Annotated in this window: 8 protein-coding genes and 1 pseudogene; 6 read left to right on the top strand and 3 right to left on the bottom strand. The window is 38.7% G+C overall.

Features of this window, described 5'->3' with window-relative positions; translation table 11 throughout:
- Nucleotides 1-69 precede the first annotated feature (69 nt).
- The 3 genes from M1F17_RS00070 (at nucleotide 70) to M1F17_RS00080 (ending at nucleotide 8,262) form a co-directional block, all read left to right on the top strand.
- A complete protein-coding gene (locus tag M1F17_RS00070; RefSeq protein ID WP_180312263.1) occupies nucleotides 70-5,007 on the top strand; it encodes a DNA repair ATPase in 4,938 nt (1,645 codons plus the stop codon).
- On the top strand, nucleotides 5,007-5,582 hold the full coding sequence (locus tag M1F17_RS00075; RefSeq protein ID WP_094961991.1) for a rhomboid family intramembrane serine protease: 576 nt from the start codon (nucleotides 5,007-5,009) through the stop codon (nucleotides 5,580-5,582). Before M1F17_RS00070 ends, M1F17_RS00075 begins: the two co-directional genes overlap by 1 nt.
- 166 nt (nucleotides 5,583-5,748) lie before the next feature.
- Nucleotides 5,749-8,262, top strand: a complete 2,514-nt coding sequence (locus tag M1F17_RS00080) for a penicillin G acylase (protein ID WP_094961992.1) — start codon at nucleotides 5,749-5,751, stop codon at nucleotides 8,260-8,262.
- A gap of 37 nt (nucleotides 8,263-8,299) precedes the next feature.
- Here the strand turns inward: M1F17_RS00080 and M1F17_RS00085 are convergent, their stop codons facing one another.
- On the bottom strand, nucleotides 8,300-8,962 hold the full coding sequence (locus M1F17_RS00085; RefSeq protein WP_094961993.1) for a helix-turn-helix transcriptional regulator: 663 nt from the start codon (nucleotides 8,960-8,962) through the stop codon (nucleotides 8,300-8,302).
- Nucleotides 8,963-9,036: 74 nt separating this feature from the next.
- On the opposite strand from M1F17_RS00085, the gene M1F17_RS00090 reads away from it, so the two are divergent.
- On the top strand, nucleotides 9,037-10,446 hold the full coding sequence (locus tag M1F17_RS00090) for an MFS transporter (protein ID WP_094961994.1): 1,410 nt from the start codon (nucleotides 9,037-9,039) through the stop codon (nucleotides 10,444-10,446).
- 48 nt (nucleotides 10,447-10,494) lie between these two features.
- Here M1F17_RS00090 and M1F17_RS00095 read toward each other — a convergent pair whose 3' ends face one another.
- Nucleotides 10,495-11,991 (bottom strand): MFS transporter, encoded by a 1,497-nt coding sequence (locus tag M1F17_RS00095; RefSeq protein WP_094961995.1) that lies wholly within the window; start codon nucleotides 11,989-11,991, stop codon nucleotides 10,495-10,497.
- A gap of 95 nt (nucleotides 11,992-12,086) precedes the next feature.
- Between M1F17_RS00095 and M1F17_RS00100 the strand changes: the two are divergent.
- Nucleotides 12,087-12,626: pseudogene (locus M1F17_RS00100) on the top strand (TetR family transcriptional regulator).
- 80 nt (nucleotides 12,627-12,706) lie between these two features.
- Nucleotides 12,707-13,258 (top strand): hypothetical protein, encoded by a 552-nt coding sequence (locus tag M1F17_RS00105; protein ID WP_094961997.1) that lies wholly within the window; start codon nucleotides 12,707-12,709, stop codon nucleotides 13,256-13,258.
- A gap of 267 nt (nucleotides 13,259-13,525) precedes the next feature.
- On the opposite strand, the gene M1F17_RS00110 is transcribed toward M1F17_RS00105, so the two are convergent.
- Nucleotides 13,526-14,692: a hypothetical protein gene (locus tag M1F17_RS00110; protein ID WP_318837159.1), complete on the bottom strand. Its 1,167-nt coding sequence runs from the start codon at nucleotides 14,690-14,692 to the stop codon at nucleotides 13,526-13,528.
- Between the last annotated feature and the right edge of the window lie 92 nt (nucleotides 14,693-14,784).

The raw sequence follows: 14,784 nt of genomic DNA on the forward strand, positions 1-14,784 counted from the left end.
ATTGGGGTAGTGAACCTACCCCTATTGTTTTTCATTTTTATTGTCTTAGTTAAGGGAATTCGCTGCGCAATGTCAGATATTCAGGATACGGATCGCGAACAAGAAATACTCGATAGTGCTGTTGCAGAAGGTGGTGCTTATGAAATATTACGCAAACGCCTGACCGACCAAGGGCAACAACTTCATCAAAAAGCCGCTCAACTCAATGAAATGCGGTTGGATGAATTCGGCCAGAGCCAAATGGATATCATTGGCCGCATTCGCATTCGTACTGAAAATAATTGCCAAGCAAGGGACATTGTCCGCGTTGGCGAGTGGCTTTTATTTGGCTATAACGTATTCCTCGGCCTAAAAAAAGAAACGCACCTCGAAGATGTATTTTCACTATATCGGTTAATTGAAAACGACAATGAGTTTGATGTTGAAGCAGTCCCTTATGAAGATACCTTCTTGAGTGATAATCGCTTTGTTCAAGATTTTACTGAACTCTATACCTATTATAAGAACACACAGTTACTGCAACTTGTTGAACGGGACGGCAAACTTCTTGCTAGTTTTCAAATTGGCGATCGCATCACGGACGTGCGAGTTTTTCGCTGGTCAATCTCCAGCGACAAACGCAAAATTGAGTATATTGATAACCGGGGTGAACGCGATATCGCCCTCCCACCAGCCTATGACTTTGAATGGCAAAAAACCACGCGAGAAGACACCGTTAACGGCCGATACCCTCACATCAATATTCTTGACACCGTATTCATTGAAACTATCGGCGGTGATTTAACCATCAAGTGTGAAAATAACACTGAAGATGGTTTGGGGATTTACCGAGAAGCGGTTCTTGATAAAAACCAATCACTAGACGACGCCCAAATTGAATACGCACAAACTGGCAGTTTAATTATCTTAAAAGTTTTACCTTATCGGGAAGAAACTTGGCGTTATTTAGTTTACAACACGCTATCTCAATCTGTACAACGTATTGATGCCATTGGGCAAGCGTGCGTCCAGTTACCAGAAGATCACGGTATTATTTTCCCTGGCGGCTACTACTTACAAAATGGTGATTATAAAACGTTTGAACAGCCTATGGGTGGAATGCGTTTTCGCCGTTTACGTCGTTCCCCAAATGGAGAGGATGTTCTATATGTTTTCTATTCACCAAATCAAGGTCGTATTGCCCTATTCAATTACAATTTAATTGAACGAACACTTTCAATTCCACTCATTGGGCATGGTTATGCCATGCTGGAAGATGGAAAAATGGTGTTATTTGAGGGCGAAGGGGAAGAAGCGACTCGCGTTCACCCAATGCAAGTTTGGCAGACCCCATTTTACTCAGAAGAGTTTGCCGACAAACAGCCTACTCGTAGCGGTTTTTTAGGCCGTATAGGCAATGCAGACTTAGTTCGTGGTATTTCTGAAATATTGCATGTATCCAAAGAAATAGAAGGCAGCCAAATTTCTATTGCTCGCTACGAACAACTCAGCCAACGAGCAAAAAATTTACTGGATATTTATTACTGGTTTGGTGATGAGCAATGCCTTGGTATTGGTAAATTGCTTAAAGAAATCACTCAAACAAGTGAACTCGTCCTTGATGAATATGAAAAGGTCGAAAGCATACGGCAGCAATCTGCCAAATCAATGAATGAAGCCATCAGCCACCAAAAATCACTGCTTTCATTAACATTGCCTGAAAGTTGGGCTGATATTCAACAATTTGTTGATGGCTTAAATGCCCTGAGTGCTCAACGCGGTCACTTGATTTCACTGCGTGAATTTCGCTATATGGATTTAGAAAGACTTAGCGAAATGGAAAGCGAAATAGAGAAAAATCAACAATATGTATCACAAGAAACCGCTGTTTTTCTTGCTAGTGATAAAGCGTTACAGCCCTTTAAAACACAATTAACTGTTTTCGAAGAACAAATAGAAAAAGCCCAAAACAGTGCCCAGCTAGACATTCCCATGAAAGATATGGAAAAAATGTCTGCTGACTTAGATATGCTTTCAAACCTAATGGCATCACTAAGCTTCAACGATGTTACACAACAAACCCACATTATTGATGCTATTTCGCAAATCTATGCTCAGCTAAACCAATCTCGAGCTCGCTTACAACAAAAACGAAAATCACAAAGCAGTGTGGAAACAGTCGCTCAATTTGGCGCACAATTTCGCCTATTCAGCCAAGGCATAACCAATGCACTGTCTCTTGCCACCGACCCTGAACGTTGTGATGATCAGCTATCAAGATTACTCGTTCAGTTAGAAGAGCTCGAAAGCCAATTTAGCAGCCATGATGAATTTCTTGATGATATCTTAGCTAAGCGTGAAGAATTACTCGAAACCTTTGAGTCTCATAAACAAGTTCTTATTGATGACCGCCAGCGCCGCGCACAAAATTTAGTCACTGCTGCAGACCGTCTACTAGACAGCCTGCAACGACGAACAACTCGTTTACAGTCTCAAGATGAACTCAATGCTTTCTTTGCCTCAGACCCTCTGGCGCTTAAAACCCGTGAAATTATTGAAAAATTAAGAGAGATTAACGACAACGTTAAAGCTGATGATATTGACGCACGACTGAAATCTTCTCGGGACCAAGCCATTCGAGTTTTGCGTGATAAAACAGATATTTTTGAAGATGGTGGAAATGTCATTAAGCTCGGTCGTCACCGGTTCAGTGTAAATACCCAAGAGCTCGACCTCACCATTTTACCGAAAAATGAACAACTATGGGTTTATCTCACCGGGACAGATTTCCAAGAACCCATAGAAAATGAACAACTATCACAGCTAAAACCTTATTGGAGCGCCTCATTAGAGTCTGAATCTGATACGGTTTACCGCGCGGAATATCTTGCTTATTCAATTATCTATGCAGCAACAAAACGCCAAGAAGGGCTAAATTTTGATATCCTAAAAAACGCATTAACATCAACGGAAAAACTTGAAAAAATTGTCCGTGATTTTGCGAGCCCACGTTATAAAGAAGGTTATGAAAAAGGTATTCATGACCACGATGCTGTTGCTTTACTGAAAAAACTACTGCCAATCGGTGAAAGTGCTGATCTATTACGGTATAGCCCAACAGCCCGTGCTATCGCAGCTATTTATTGGCAACAAGTTCAAAATGACGATTTTCCTGCACTATGGCCTGAACGTGCAAGAACAGCCATGAATATTCACCAATTATTCCATAATGACAATGCATTACTTGACCTACAAGCCGAAATCGAAGCGGGAATTAGCTTGTTTTTACAAGATAACCCCATTCAATGCCAAGCTTATGAGCAGACTCAAGCCGCCGAATATCTTAGCTTTGCACTTGCAAGAACCCCGATAGAACTCGTCTATAGCAAATATGCAAGAGAATTAGTTTTAGCACTCCAGAGCCGCTTAGAAGAAGCCCATATGTGGGGAGATTTTAATCGCTCACAACAAAATTTAGGGGCTCGCTATGCCCAGCGCTGGTCATTAGTTCAAAACTGGTTACAAGGGCTGTGCTCAACCCCTGAATTTTCTCACCTTGTTCCATACATACCCGGTGCTATTGCCATTATTATCTTAGATAAAGCGGCTTCCGCTCGCTTTAGTGAAGCTGACCTTTACTTTAAAGTTAACGGGTTACTTGGCGAACATGCGACCATTGAAAACCAAACTCTATCACTGAGTTTAGATAACTACTTCAGCCGTATGCGAGGGCAACGGAAACGTTTTATCCCCGAATTTCGTCAGTATCAAGCACTACGCCAACAAATTGTTACTGAAGAGCGTAGCCGTTTAAAACTGCATGAATATAAAGCAAAACCATTAAGCTCTTTTGTGCGTAATAAACTGATAAACGACGTCTATTTGCCTATCATAGGCGACAACATGGCAAAACAAATTGGAGCTTTAGGGGAAGGTAAACGCACTGACCTCATGGGGCTACTCTTAATGATCTCACCACCTGGGTACGGTAAAACTACCTTAATGGAATATGCCGCTGACCGTTTAGGGTTAATTTTTATGAAGGTCAACGGCCCTGCACTTGGCCATGATGTACTTTCTCTAGACCCTGAACAAGCGCCTAATGCAACGGCAAGACAAGAGCTAGAAAAACTCAATTTAGCTTTAGAAATGGGTAATAATGTGATGTTATACGTTGATGATATTCAGCACACTCACCCTGAGTTTTTGCAAAAATTTATTTCCTTATGTGATGGAACAAGACGTATTGAAGGCGTTTGGAAAGGCAAAACCAAAACTTATGATATGCGGGGTAAAAAATTCTGTGTCGTTATGGCAGGTAACCCCTATACCGAGTCAGGGGAAGTTTTCCGAATCCCTGATATGCTTGCAAACCGCGCTGATATTTATAACCTTGGTGAGGTATTAGGTGGTATGGATGAAGCATTTGCCCTGAGCTATATCGAAAACAGCCTGACATCAAACCCAGTATTAGCCCCTCTTGCATTACGAGACCTGAACGACCTGTACTTATTTGCTGATAAAGCGATGGGTAAATCTGTCTCTACCAACACTTTAAGTTACCCGTACTCTGATGCAGAAATTAATGAAATCACATCGGTAATCAGTAAATTAATCAAGTTACGAGATGTTGTATTGAAAGTAAATCAACACTATATCGCCAGTGCAGCACAATCCGATAAATACCGGACAGAACCCGCATTTCGCTTGCAAGGTAGTTACCGTAATATGAATAAGCTCAGCGAAAAAGTCTCTTCCGTTATGAATAATGATGAACTTGAAAGATTACTAGATGACCATTACTTGGGTGAGGCACAGCTACTCACAACCGGCGCAGAAGAAAACTTACTCAAACTCGCTGAACTACGTGGCACATTAACAGAAAAAAATGCTGCTCGTTGGCAACAAATCAAGAAAGACTTTATGCGTAATAAATCTTTAGGTGGTGATAATACAGATATTGGTGATCGGGTTGTTGGTCAGCTAGCGTCGCTTGTTGAAAGTGTACAAGCGCTGGGTAACCACTAATGAACTATTTACAAGGGCATCCTCGCGTTAAACTATTAGCCTGCATTGTCGCAATTTTTATTGCGGTGCAGCTTATTAATAGCTTAATGGCTGGGGGGTTAACTTCATTCGGGATTAAACCTCGCACTATGACCGGGCTCATCGGTATATTCTTTGCCCCATTTATCCATGGTAATTGGGGGCACTTATTCAGTAATTTACCGCCATTTATCATACTAAGTGCCCTATTACTACACCGTACTATTAAGGCATATTTGCTTGCATCACTGTTTATTATTGTTGTTGGGGGTTTTACTGTTTGGTTATTAGGTCGTAATGCTATTCATATCGGTGCCAGTGGTTGGGTTTTTGGTTTATGGGGCTTACTCATCGCCCAAGGTTTTTTCCGCCGAAGCTGGGTTGATATAGCTATCGCGTTATTAGTGCTATTCTATTTTGGCACAATGGCTAGCGGCTTATTACCGACTCACTTGTACATCTCAACTGAATCCCATATAGCAGGGGCTATTGCTGGGGTCATCTATGCATGGCTAAGTCATCGTTTCCATCAAAAAACCCATAATCTCTCACCTTAAATAGTATCCAACACAGTTGTGACTCGTTTTTTTGTAATTTATCTAAATTTATGTATCCTTTTTTGTGATCATGATTCACATATTAACAATTAACTATAAATTAACCATTTATTAACAATACAATAATGCTAGTCTCAAAAAATAATAACAACATGGGACTCAATAAATGAAAAAACATCTCATTTCAATCGCTATTGCTTTTAGTTTAAGCTCGCTATCGCTCTCATCATTTTCTCAGTCAACTCAAATTAAAATTGAACGAGATAACTACGGCGTTCCTCACATCTATGCCAGTGATACTTATAGCCTTTTCTATGGATACGGCTATGCAGTGGCACAAGACCGATTATTCCAAATGGAAATGGCTAAACGCAGTACTCAAGGTACGGTTTCCGAAGTATTAGGTAAAGATTACATTTCTTTTGATAAAGAAATCAGAAATAACTATTGGCCTGATTCCATCCACAAACAAATCACGCAGCTACCCTCTAAAGAACAAGATATTTTAAGAGGTTATGCAGATGGCATGAATGCATGGATTAAACAAATCAATGCTAAACCGGATGACTTAATGCCTAAACAGTTTATTGATTATGATTTTTTACCATCCCAATGGACAAGTTTTGATGTTGCGATGATTATGGTCGGTACAATGGCAAACCGCTTTTCTGATATGAATAGTGAAATTGATAATCTGGCATTACTCACTGCGCTTAAAGATAAGTATGGTGAACAAATGGGAGTAGAGTTCTTTAACCAAATTAATTGGCTTAATAATCCCAATGCACCCACAACAATATCATCAGAAGAATTTACCTATTCAGACTCACAAAAAACAAAAAATATAACGCAGTTGAATCAAATTAGTGATTACCGACTTACTGCTCCAATGTTTGAACGCACGGCAAAAGATGCAACGGGAAAATTAATTGCGCTTTCTTCTCAGGAAAATAATGCGCTAATCGCTCAGCAATATGAGCAAGGTGGTGCTAATGGGCTAGCTGGGTACCCAACCACCAGCAATGTTTGGCTTGTTGGAAAAACAAAAGCTTCTGACGCAAAAGCCATTTTACTTAATGGTCCACAATTTGGTTGGTTTAACCCAGCATATACATACGGTATAGGTTTACATGGAGCAGGGTTTAATCTTGTTGGAAATACACCGTTTGCTTATCCCGCTATTTTATTCGGTCATAACGGGCAAATTTCTTGGGGCTCTACGGCTGGTTTTGGTGATGGCGTTGATATTTTTGCAGAACAGATTTCACCTGAAGACCCAAATAGCTACCTCCACCAAGGGCAGTGGAAACAAATGCTATCGCGCCAAGAGACATTGAATGTAAAAGGTGAAAAACCCATTACTTTTGATGTGTACCGTACTGTTCATGGTAATGTGGTCAAGCGAGATAATACAACTCACACCGCATACAGCAAAGCTCGCGCATGGGATGGCAAAGAGCTTACATCCTTAATGGCTTGGGTGAAGCAAGGGCAAGCGCAAAACTGGCAGCAATGGCTAGACCAAGCACAAAACCAAGCACTGACAATCAATTGGTATTATGCGGATAAAGACGGAAACATTGGCTATGTCCATACCGGGCACTACCCCGAGCGCCAAATAAACCATGACCCTCGTTTACCCGTATCAGGCACGGGAGAATGGGACTGGAAAGGGATACAGCCCTTTGCAAATAATCCTAAAGTCTATAATCCCAAATCCGGCTACATCGCCAACTGGAATAACTCCCCAGCTAAAAATTATCCCGCTAGCGACTTGTTTGCCTTCTTATGGGGAAGTGCAGACAGGGTGACAGAAATCGATAGCCGCATTGAGGCCTATGATAAGTTAACAGCTGATGATATGTGGACGATTTTGCAGCAAACTAGCCGTGTCGACCTCAATCATCGCTTGTTTACCCCTTTTTTAGCTCAAGCGACACAAGGTTTGCCGTCAACTGACAATGCGGTCAAATTAGTGTCTATTCTCCAGCAATGGGATGGTATAAACCAGTTATCAAGTGATGGGAAACACTATATTCACCCTGGGTCTGCTATTCTCGATATCTGGCTAAAAGAAATGCTTAAAGCCACCCTAGGCCAAACCGTCCCCGCACCATTTGATAAATGGTATCTAGCAAGTGGTTATGAAACGACACAAGAAGGCCCTACTGGGTCGTTAAATATCAGTACAGGCGCAAAATTACTGTATGAATCTCTCTTAGAAGATAAATCACCAATACCTCAGCCTATCGATTTATTTTTAGGACAATCGCGGAATGATGTAATTAAAAAAGCACTGAATGCGACCTACCAAAAAATGAGAGTAAAATACGGTGATAACCCAGCTAATTGGCAAACACCAGCCACGGCATTAACCTTCCGTGAAAGTAATTTTTTTGGTGTACCACAAGCCTTACCTCAAGAAAATTTTCATCAAAATGAATATCACAACCGGGGAACGGAAAACGACCTAATCGTATTTACCGAAAAAGGAGTGAATGCATGGGATGTTGTTGCTCCAGGGCAAAGTGGCTTTATTTCCCCGCAAGGAAAACCGTCACCTCACTACCAAGACCAACTCTCATTATACCAACAGTTTGGTAAAAAACCGCTATGGCTTGATAGCGAAGAGCTGGCACCACATGTTGAGTCAACTGAAACACTAATAATTGAGAGATAATACTATTATTAAGCTAAATACCAAGATGTCTCGGTATTTAGCTTTTAACCTTCACACGATACACACAGCGCCCAGCACCATTTAATAAGTACTGTTCGCGCTCAATGCTACCATCATCACCCACAATCTCACTGAACAACGCCAATTCCGAACGACAAAAGTTTTGGCAAGCGGTGGCTGCTGCACAAATTGGACAATGGTTTTCGATAAACAACCAACTGTCATCATCTTGTTCAACCTTCGCCATATACCCTTCTTCGCTACGCACTTCAGCCAGCTCTTCAAGCCGCTCAGCTAATGGTAAATTTTTACAACGGGCAAAATATTTTTCTCGGCTTTCCATTTCCCTTTGGCTAATCAGCTTTTCTAGCCCTTCATCACCAAAAATAGTCCGAACAGAATCAATTAATTGAAGAGCAAGCTGCGCATGAGTATCAGGAAAACGTTGATGCCCTAATTCCGTTAACACCCAATTTTGCCGAGGGCGCCCCGCCCCTGTTTGTGATAAACACTGCGCACCTTCAACTAGCCCCAACGAAGTGAGTTTTTGAATGTGTTGCCTTGCAGCTTCCCCTGTCATATTTAAGTCATTTGCGATCACTGCGGTAGAAATTGGTCCTTTAGTTTTGATACAAAATAGAACCTTATCCACAGCCTGCGTTAGATTTAAATTATCAAAGTAATTACTTGCATTAATCATTATGCGACTCTATTATCCAAGCGATTACTTGTATAATACATCTTTTTCTACTATTCCGTCTAGCGGGTCTCTCTATGAGCAATGAAACATCAACCGTACCTCAAGCCAAGTGGGCTGATTTACTTAGTGGCACCAATGCATTACTCACTATCGCCTTAACTGGTGGTGTTGCGCTACACGCTATCAATATTTATATCGTAACAACCATATTGCCTAGTGTTGTTAATGATATTGGCGGTCTTGAATATTATGCATGGAATACCACTTTATTTGTGGCAACATCAATTGTCGGTTCAGCCCTTTCCAGTAAAGTATTAGACAGCTTTGGGCCTAAATTTTCTTATTTATTCGCACTCATTCTCTTTTCTTTAGGGTCTATTTGGTGTGCAGCTTCCCCATCAATGCTAGTGTTGCTGGGAGGCAGGGCATTACAAGGACTGGGTGGCGGTATTTTATTTGCTCTGAGCTACGCATTAATTCGCATTGTTTTTACTGAAAACTTATGGTCCCGAGCCATGGGTGTCGTTTCGGGTATGTGGGGAATAGCAACACTCTGTGGCCCTGCAATTGGAGGTATTTTTGCTGAAAGTGGCCATTGGCGTTGGGCATTTTGGGCTTTACTACCTGTCGCTATTTTTCTAGCGCTCATTGTCATCAATCAACTCCCCAAAAAACAATCCCAGGCACCAAAAACTAACAAAATCCCATTCTTAGCGATTTCTTTGTTAGTAATATCCGTTCTTGCTATTTCAATTGGAAGTTTGTCTGACAGCTTATTCATGAACCTTATTGGTTTATTAATTGGCCTAGCCATACTGCTGACGATTGCCTTACTCGATGGCAAAAATGAAAAACGTTTATTACCGACGGGAGCCTATTCACTCAAAAGTCCACTTGGCGTCATATTTTTAACCATGTGTTTGTTAGTTGGAGGCATGACAACAGAAATTTATGTCCCTTATTTCTTACAAACCATCCATCTGTTTTCTCCGCTCACAGCAGGTTATTTAACCGCAATAATGGCTGCGGGTTGGACTCTTGGGGCACTCTTTAGTGCCAATAAAACAGGTGCTATTGTTATCCGAATTATTCGAACAGGCCCGGTCATCATATTTATTTCTTTAATTGCGCTTGCTGTTCTAACTCATAATCAAAAACTTATCGAATCATGGCCATTATTCGTTATTTATCTCATCGCCATGGCAGGGGTTGGTCTAGGAATTGGTGTGTGTTGGCCACATCTGGTATTACGTGTTTTTAAGAATGCGCCAGAGGGAGAGGAAAACCTTGCGTCATCTTCTATTATTACCATTCAATTGTATGCAACTGCGCTATCTGCGGCCTTAGTAGGAGTCGTCGTCAATAATAGCGGGCTAATTAACCCTGGGGGGATCGCGGGGGCACAGCAAGCTTCAATCTGGTTATTCGCCCTATTTGCAATTAGCCCATTACTAGCAACGGTATTAATCCGCAAAATAAAATAAAGAGCAAAAGGGAGTAAAAGCTCCCTTTTTGCGGGAAAATCAACCTAATTAATTTACTAATGCCTTTTTGGAACGTAACAAATAAGGCAGAACAATAATACTGATCAGCAGAACAAAAATAGTTGCTACCATCACCCCTAAGAAAGCATGGTCAAAGGCAATATTTGCCTGATTTATCAATGCTGATGCAGTATTTACTGGCAGTGATTCAGAAACTAATAAAGCCTCATCAATACTGCCATAAACTTTATCGCTGACAGTCATGTCTTCAGGTAATGAGAGTTTTAACGTATAGATAGCACTCATTAACCCCCCCATAAAGGTGACACCTAAGACACTGCCAATTTCATAAGCAATTTCTTCAATTGATGCTGCCATACCCGCTTTTTCATCAGGGGCGTTTAACATCACTGTCGTTGATGCTGTCGTGAATATCGCACCAAGACCAAAACCAATAAGAAAAAGAAATGAAAGCAGTAAGATACCCGTTGATGTTTGATAAACGACAGCCAATCCCACAACACCAATTAGCGTACAACTAAACCCTAAAATGGTAAGTTTAATCTCACCCAACTTATGTAAGAACATACCGGCTAAAGGTGCTGCAAATACTGACGCTAAGGGTATTGGGATGATGTACAACGCAGCTTGAAATGGGGTATAGCCCAATACCAGTTGTAAACGTTGGCTTAGTAATAATTCGACACCAACAATAACCACAATGGATAAAATCGCCATCATCAACCCTGCATTGAATTTAGGGTGCTTTAATAGCGTAAAATCAATCATTGGTGATGTTGATTTCACTTGTCGATTTCTAAATGCCACCAAAAAGAAAACCCCAATAACACCTGAAACCAATACCGCCGGCCAGTCGGTATAAGGTTTACCGAGCTCTTTCAACGCATAAATAACTCCAATTAAACCAATTAACACTAGAATGGAACCTAAAATATCGATTTTTTTATCGCTGTTACCACCACATTTGGGGATTAAATAACAAGCGAACGGAATAACCAATAAAACGACGGGTACATTAATTAAAAAAACAGAGCCCCACCAAAAGTGGTTAAGTAAGATACCGCCGATCAAAGGGCCTATTGCCGCCCCACCTGAAGCAACTGCCGACCATATTCCAATTGCTAACGCCCTTTCTTTCGGGTCTAAAAAAACATGCCTTACAATCGCAAGGGTGGCAGGCATACTTACTGCGGCACCTACAGCCAAAAAGCCACGAGACAAAATCAAACTTGTTGCTGTTGGTGAAAATGCAGCACACAACGAGGCTAAACCAAATAACGGCAGCCCCAACAAAAACATTTGTTTGTGACCGACTTTATCACTTAGCATCCCCGCTGCAGGTAATAACCCAGCGACAACCAGTGGGTACGCATTCATTATCCACAGTTTTTCAGATGACGTAGCGCCTAAATCATGGGTTAATTTAGGTAATGCGGTATACAGTACAGTGACATCAATAACGATAAGAAACAGTACACTTGAAACTAATAGAAGCACTATCCAGCGCTTATAATCGGTTAACATAAAATTCTCTCAATGAGTTTATTTGATCATGATTTCTGTGCTGATCGTGCTACAATATAAATCCATACGTACGTATTGAAAAGAGGTTTTTCTAAATGGGACGTCAACGAACAATCGATAGAGAAAAATTACTTGATACTGCTGAAGACATTGTTCTACAGCAAGGCGCTACAGCGCTCACTATCGACGCAGTCGCCAAAGCGATGGGGATATCTAAAGGTGGGGTTCAATATTGTTTTGGCAATTAAGATGCCTTAATCGATGCAATGTTTGAGCGTTGGGGCCAGTCCTATGATGAAATTTTCAATCAAACAATTGAACAAGATAACTCCCCTGAAGGGAAAATTTTTGCGCATATGCAAGCGACCCACCAGCACGACAAAGTCTCGATGGCAAAAGGCGCTTCCTTAATGGCATCCTTATTACAAACCCCTGAATATCTGGAAAGTACGCGTACTTGGTATCGTGAACGGCTTGCGAGACTAGATACTTCAACAGAAAAAGGCAAACAAGCAAGAATTGTTTTTCTAGCCACTGAAGGCGCTTTTATGTTGCGTTATATGGGATTTATGGAAATTGATGATAATGAGTGGCAATCTATATTTAGTGATTTAGAAAATTTATTAAAAGGGTAGACTTAGTCTCTTTTTTTGATATCGATAATAACTCCACTCCAATAAACTAAAAATAAGAAATAAAATGGAGATAATTTAAAATGAAAGTAAATGAATTAAAATTACTTATAGAGACAAATAAAAACAATAATTTTATTAATAATAAGAAACCATTTGTCTATAATATAAAAGAAAAGCCCATTAACACTGACTGTGTAGCTTCATTAAAGAAGAAATTTGAAGAGTTAGATAGAAAAACAGACAGTTTTAAAAAAACACAAACGAATAAACCACAAAGTTACATAAAAAAAGAATTATCAGAATACGATAATTACGCATTTGGAAATGATTTAACGAAAAAAAATCTTTACTTTATTTACAGTTCACCAGACTCAAAAAAAATAGAGCTAATACACAATCATAATAAAAACAAAATAAATAATGACAATGCAATTTTTATCAATATGTTTAGTTTATTAAAAAATGAACCTGATGGTTCCATATATAAAATAAATAATCACACAATCAAAATAGCTAATAAAAATGAAGAACTAACAACAAATGATGATCGATTTACTCACAAAATCACGTTAAAAAATGGGAAAGACATATTAATAGAAAGATACAATGAAAAAAGTAAATTTTCATTTTAATAAAGAAAAACCCGGCAAAAACAGATTGTCGGGTTATTCTTATCATCAGTATATTACGAATTTATTTTCCCAATATATTTATATATTGAATTTAAATAACAAACACTAAATATAATAATTAAGGTGAATTTATGAACAAATAATAATACTTAATTTTATCATTCTTGGTGCTGATATTATTTTAAAATTATCTAGTATGAAAAATGTGTTTTACGTTCCTATGCAGCAAGATTAGGTGATTGAATCATTAAGACATAAAATTATGTGTTAATGATTCAAGAAAACCCCCTTATCATCGTCAGTTATAATTTGTTTTAACGATTTATAAATACCACCATCATCTGTTTGCAAGATAAATACAAATAAAACCTGACAAAGTACCGATTGAGGGCAATGACGAGGCCGATATTTTGAATAGATCGACCATCCATTAGCTAAATATCTTTCATGCATTCGCTTCATTGCATCAACAACAGAGTTCGCAGCTTGCCCTTTGTTGATTTTAGTCGATTTTTTTTGGTGATATATAAAAGCATCGGTAACTGTTTTAGATATAATATAGAAAACTTTCCCTACAGATAAGTTTTCTAATAAACAGGTGATGTTTTTCGTGGTTTTTTCACCAATTTGAAAAGATGTGAAATTATATTCATTCATTTCATGGTTTAAATAAAAAAAACACTCAAATAGATTATTTTTTTTACATAGTTCAATTAGTGATTTTTTATTTTCTTGTAAGTAATATAAATCAGATAATTTCCTCTCCAATAAATCAATAATCGATGATAAGTTATCTGTTTCTTTAACAATAACTTCCCAGCACATAAACTCATCATTAAAATAAACATAATCACCACTAACACTTAAATATTTTAAATTAGTAACTGTACTTATTGCTATCACACCAGAAGCATAAAGCTGTTCTATAATTAATAAATCAAAATTATAACTAGGTGTTAATTTCTCATGTTTCAGATTGTTAAGACTATCTAAATAAATTAGGTTTTCATCCGCACAATACCGTATAAGTGAAAGTAAAAAAACACTATTTTCAAAAGAAAGATCATTAATACTTAATGCATTTTCTTTTTTACAAAATAATAAGTCATTAATGTATTCAATTTTTTCCTGCCTTTCTTTTTCATTCTCTATACGAATACAATCAATACAAACATGTTCAAGACCGTTTAAATGTGAAAAGTGGCTTCTATCTCGTAGACATTCTATTTCACCACATGAAACACATTTTAGTTTTAAACTATAGGCTTTACAGCTTTTAGCAACAATAGTTTTTATTTCCTTAGATTTTAATTGTGTTTTTTCTTCTATCTTAATCATTGAATATGAAAATCGACCATTTCCCTCAACCTGCCAATATAATTGACATAAAAATTCATACTCCTTATCAATAACATCGATAAATATATTTTCCATATGTTTATTTCCTTATTTTTTTATTATGTTATATTAAAAAAAACAAAAAATAGAAATTATATTATGACAAAAAAAATAAAAAGGCTTATTAT

It is taken from the genome of Providencia sp. PROV073 (genome assembly GCF_033688125.1).
Lineage (GTDB): Bacteria > Pseudomonadota > Gammaproteobacteria > Enterobacterales > Enterobacteriaceae > Providencia > Providencia hangzhouensis.

Excerpts from the sequence above, each read along its gene's own strand:
- M1F17_RS00110 (WP_318837159.1), bottom strand. The coding sequence starts at position 14,692 with ATGGAAAATATATTTATCGATGTTATTGATAAGGAGTATGAATTTTTA.
- M1F17_RS00075 (WP_094961991.1), top strand. The coding sequence starts at position 5,007 with ATGAACTATTTACAAGGGCATCCTCGCGTTAAACTATTAGCCTGCATT.
- M1F17_RS00085 (WP_094961993.1), bottom strand. The coding sequence starts at position 8,962 with ATGATTAATGCAAGTAATTACTTTGATAATTTAAATCTAACGCAGGCT.
- M1F17_RS00090 (WP_094961994.1), top strand. The coding sequence starts at position 9,037 with ATGAGCAATGAAACATCAACCGTACCTCAAGCCAAGTGGGCTGATTTA.
- M1F17_RS00105 (WP_094961997.1), top strand. The coding sequence starts at position 12,707 with ATGAAAGTAAATGAATTAAAATTACTTATAGAGACAAATAAAAACAAT.
- M1F17_RS00080 (WP_094961992.1), top strand. The coding sequence starts at position 5,749 with ATGAAAAAACATCTCATTTCAATCGCTATTGCTTTTAGTTTAAGCTCG.
- M1F17_RS00095 (WP_094961995.1), bottom strand. The coding sequence starts at position 11,991 with ATGTTAACCGATTATAAGCGCTGGATAGTGCTTCTATTAGTTTCAAGT.
- M1F17_RS00070 (WP_180312263.1), top strand. The coding sequence starts at position 70 with ATGTCAGATATTCAGGATACGGATCGCGAACAAGAAATACTCGATAGT.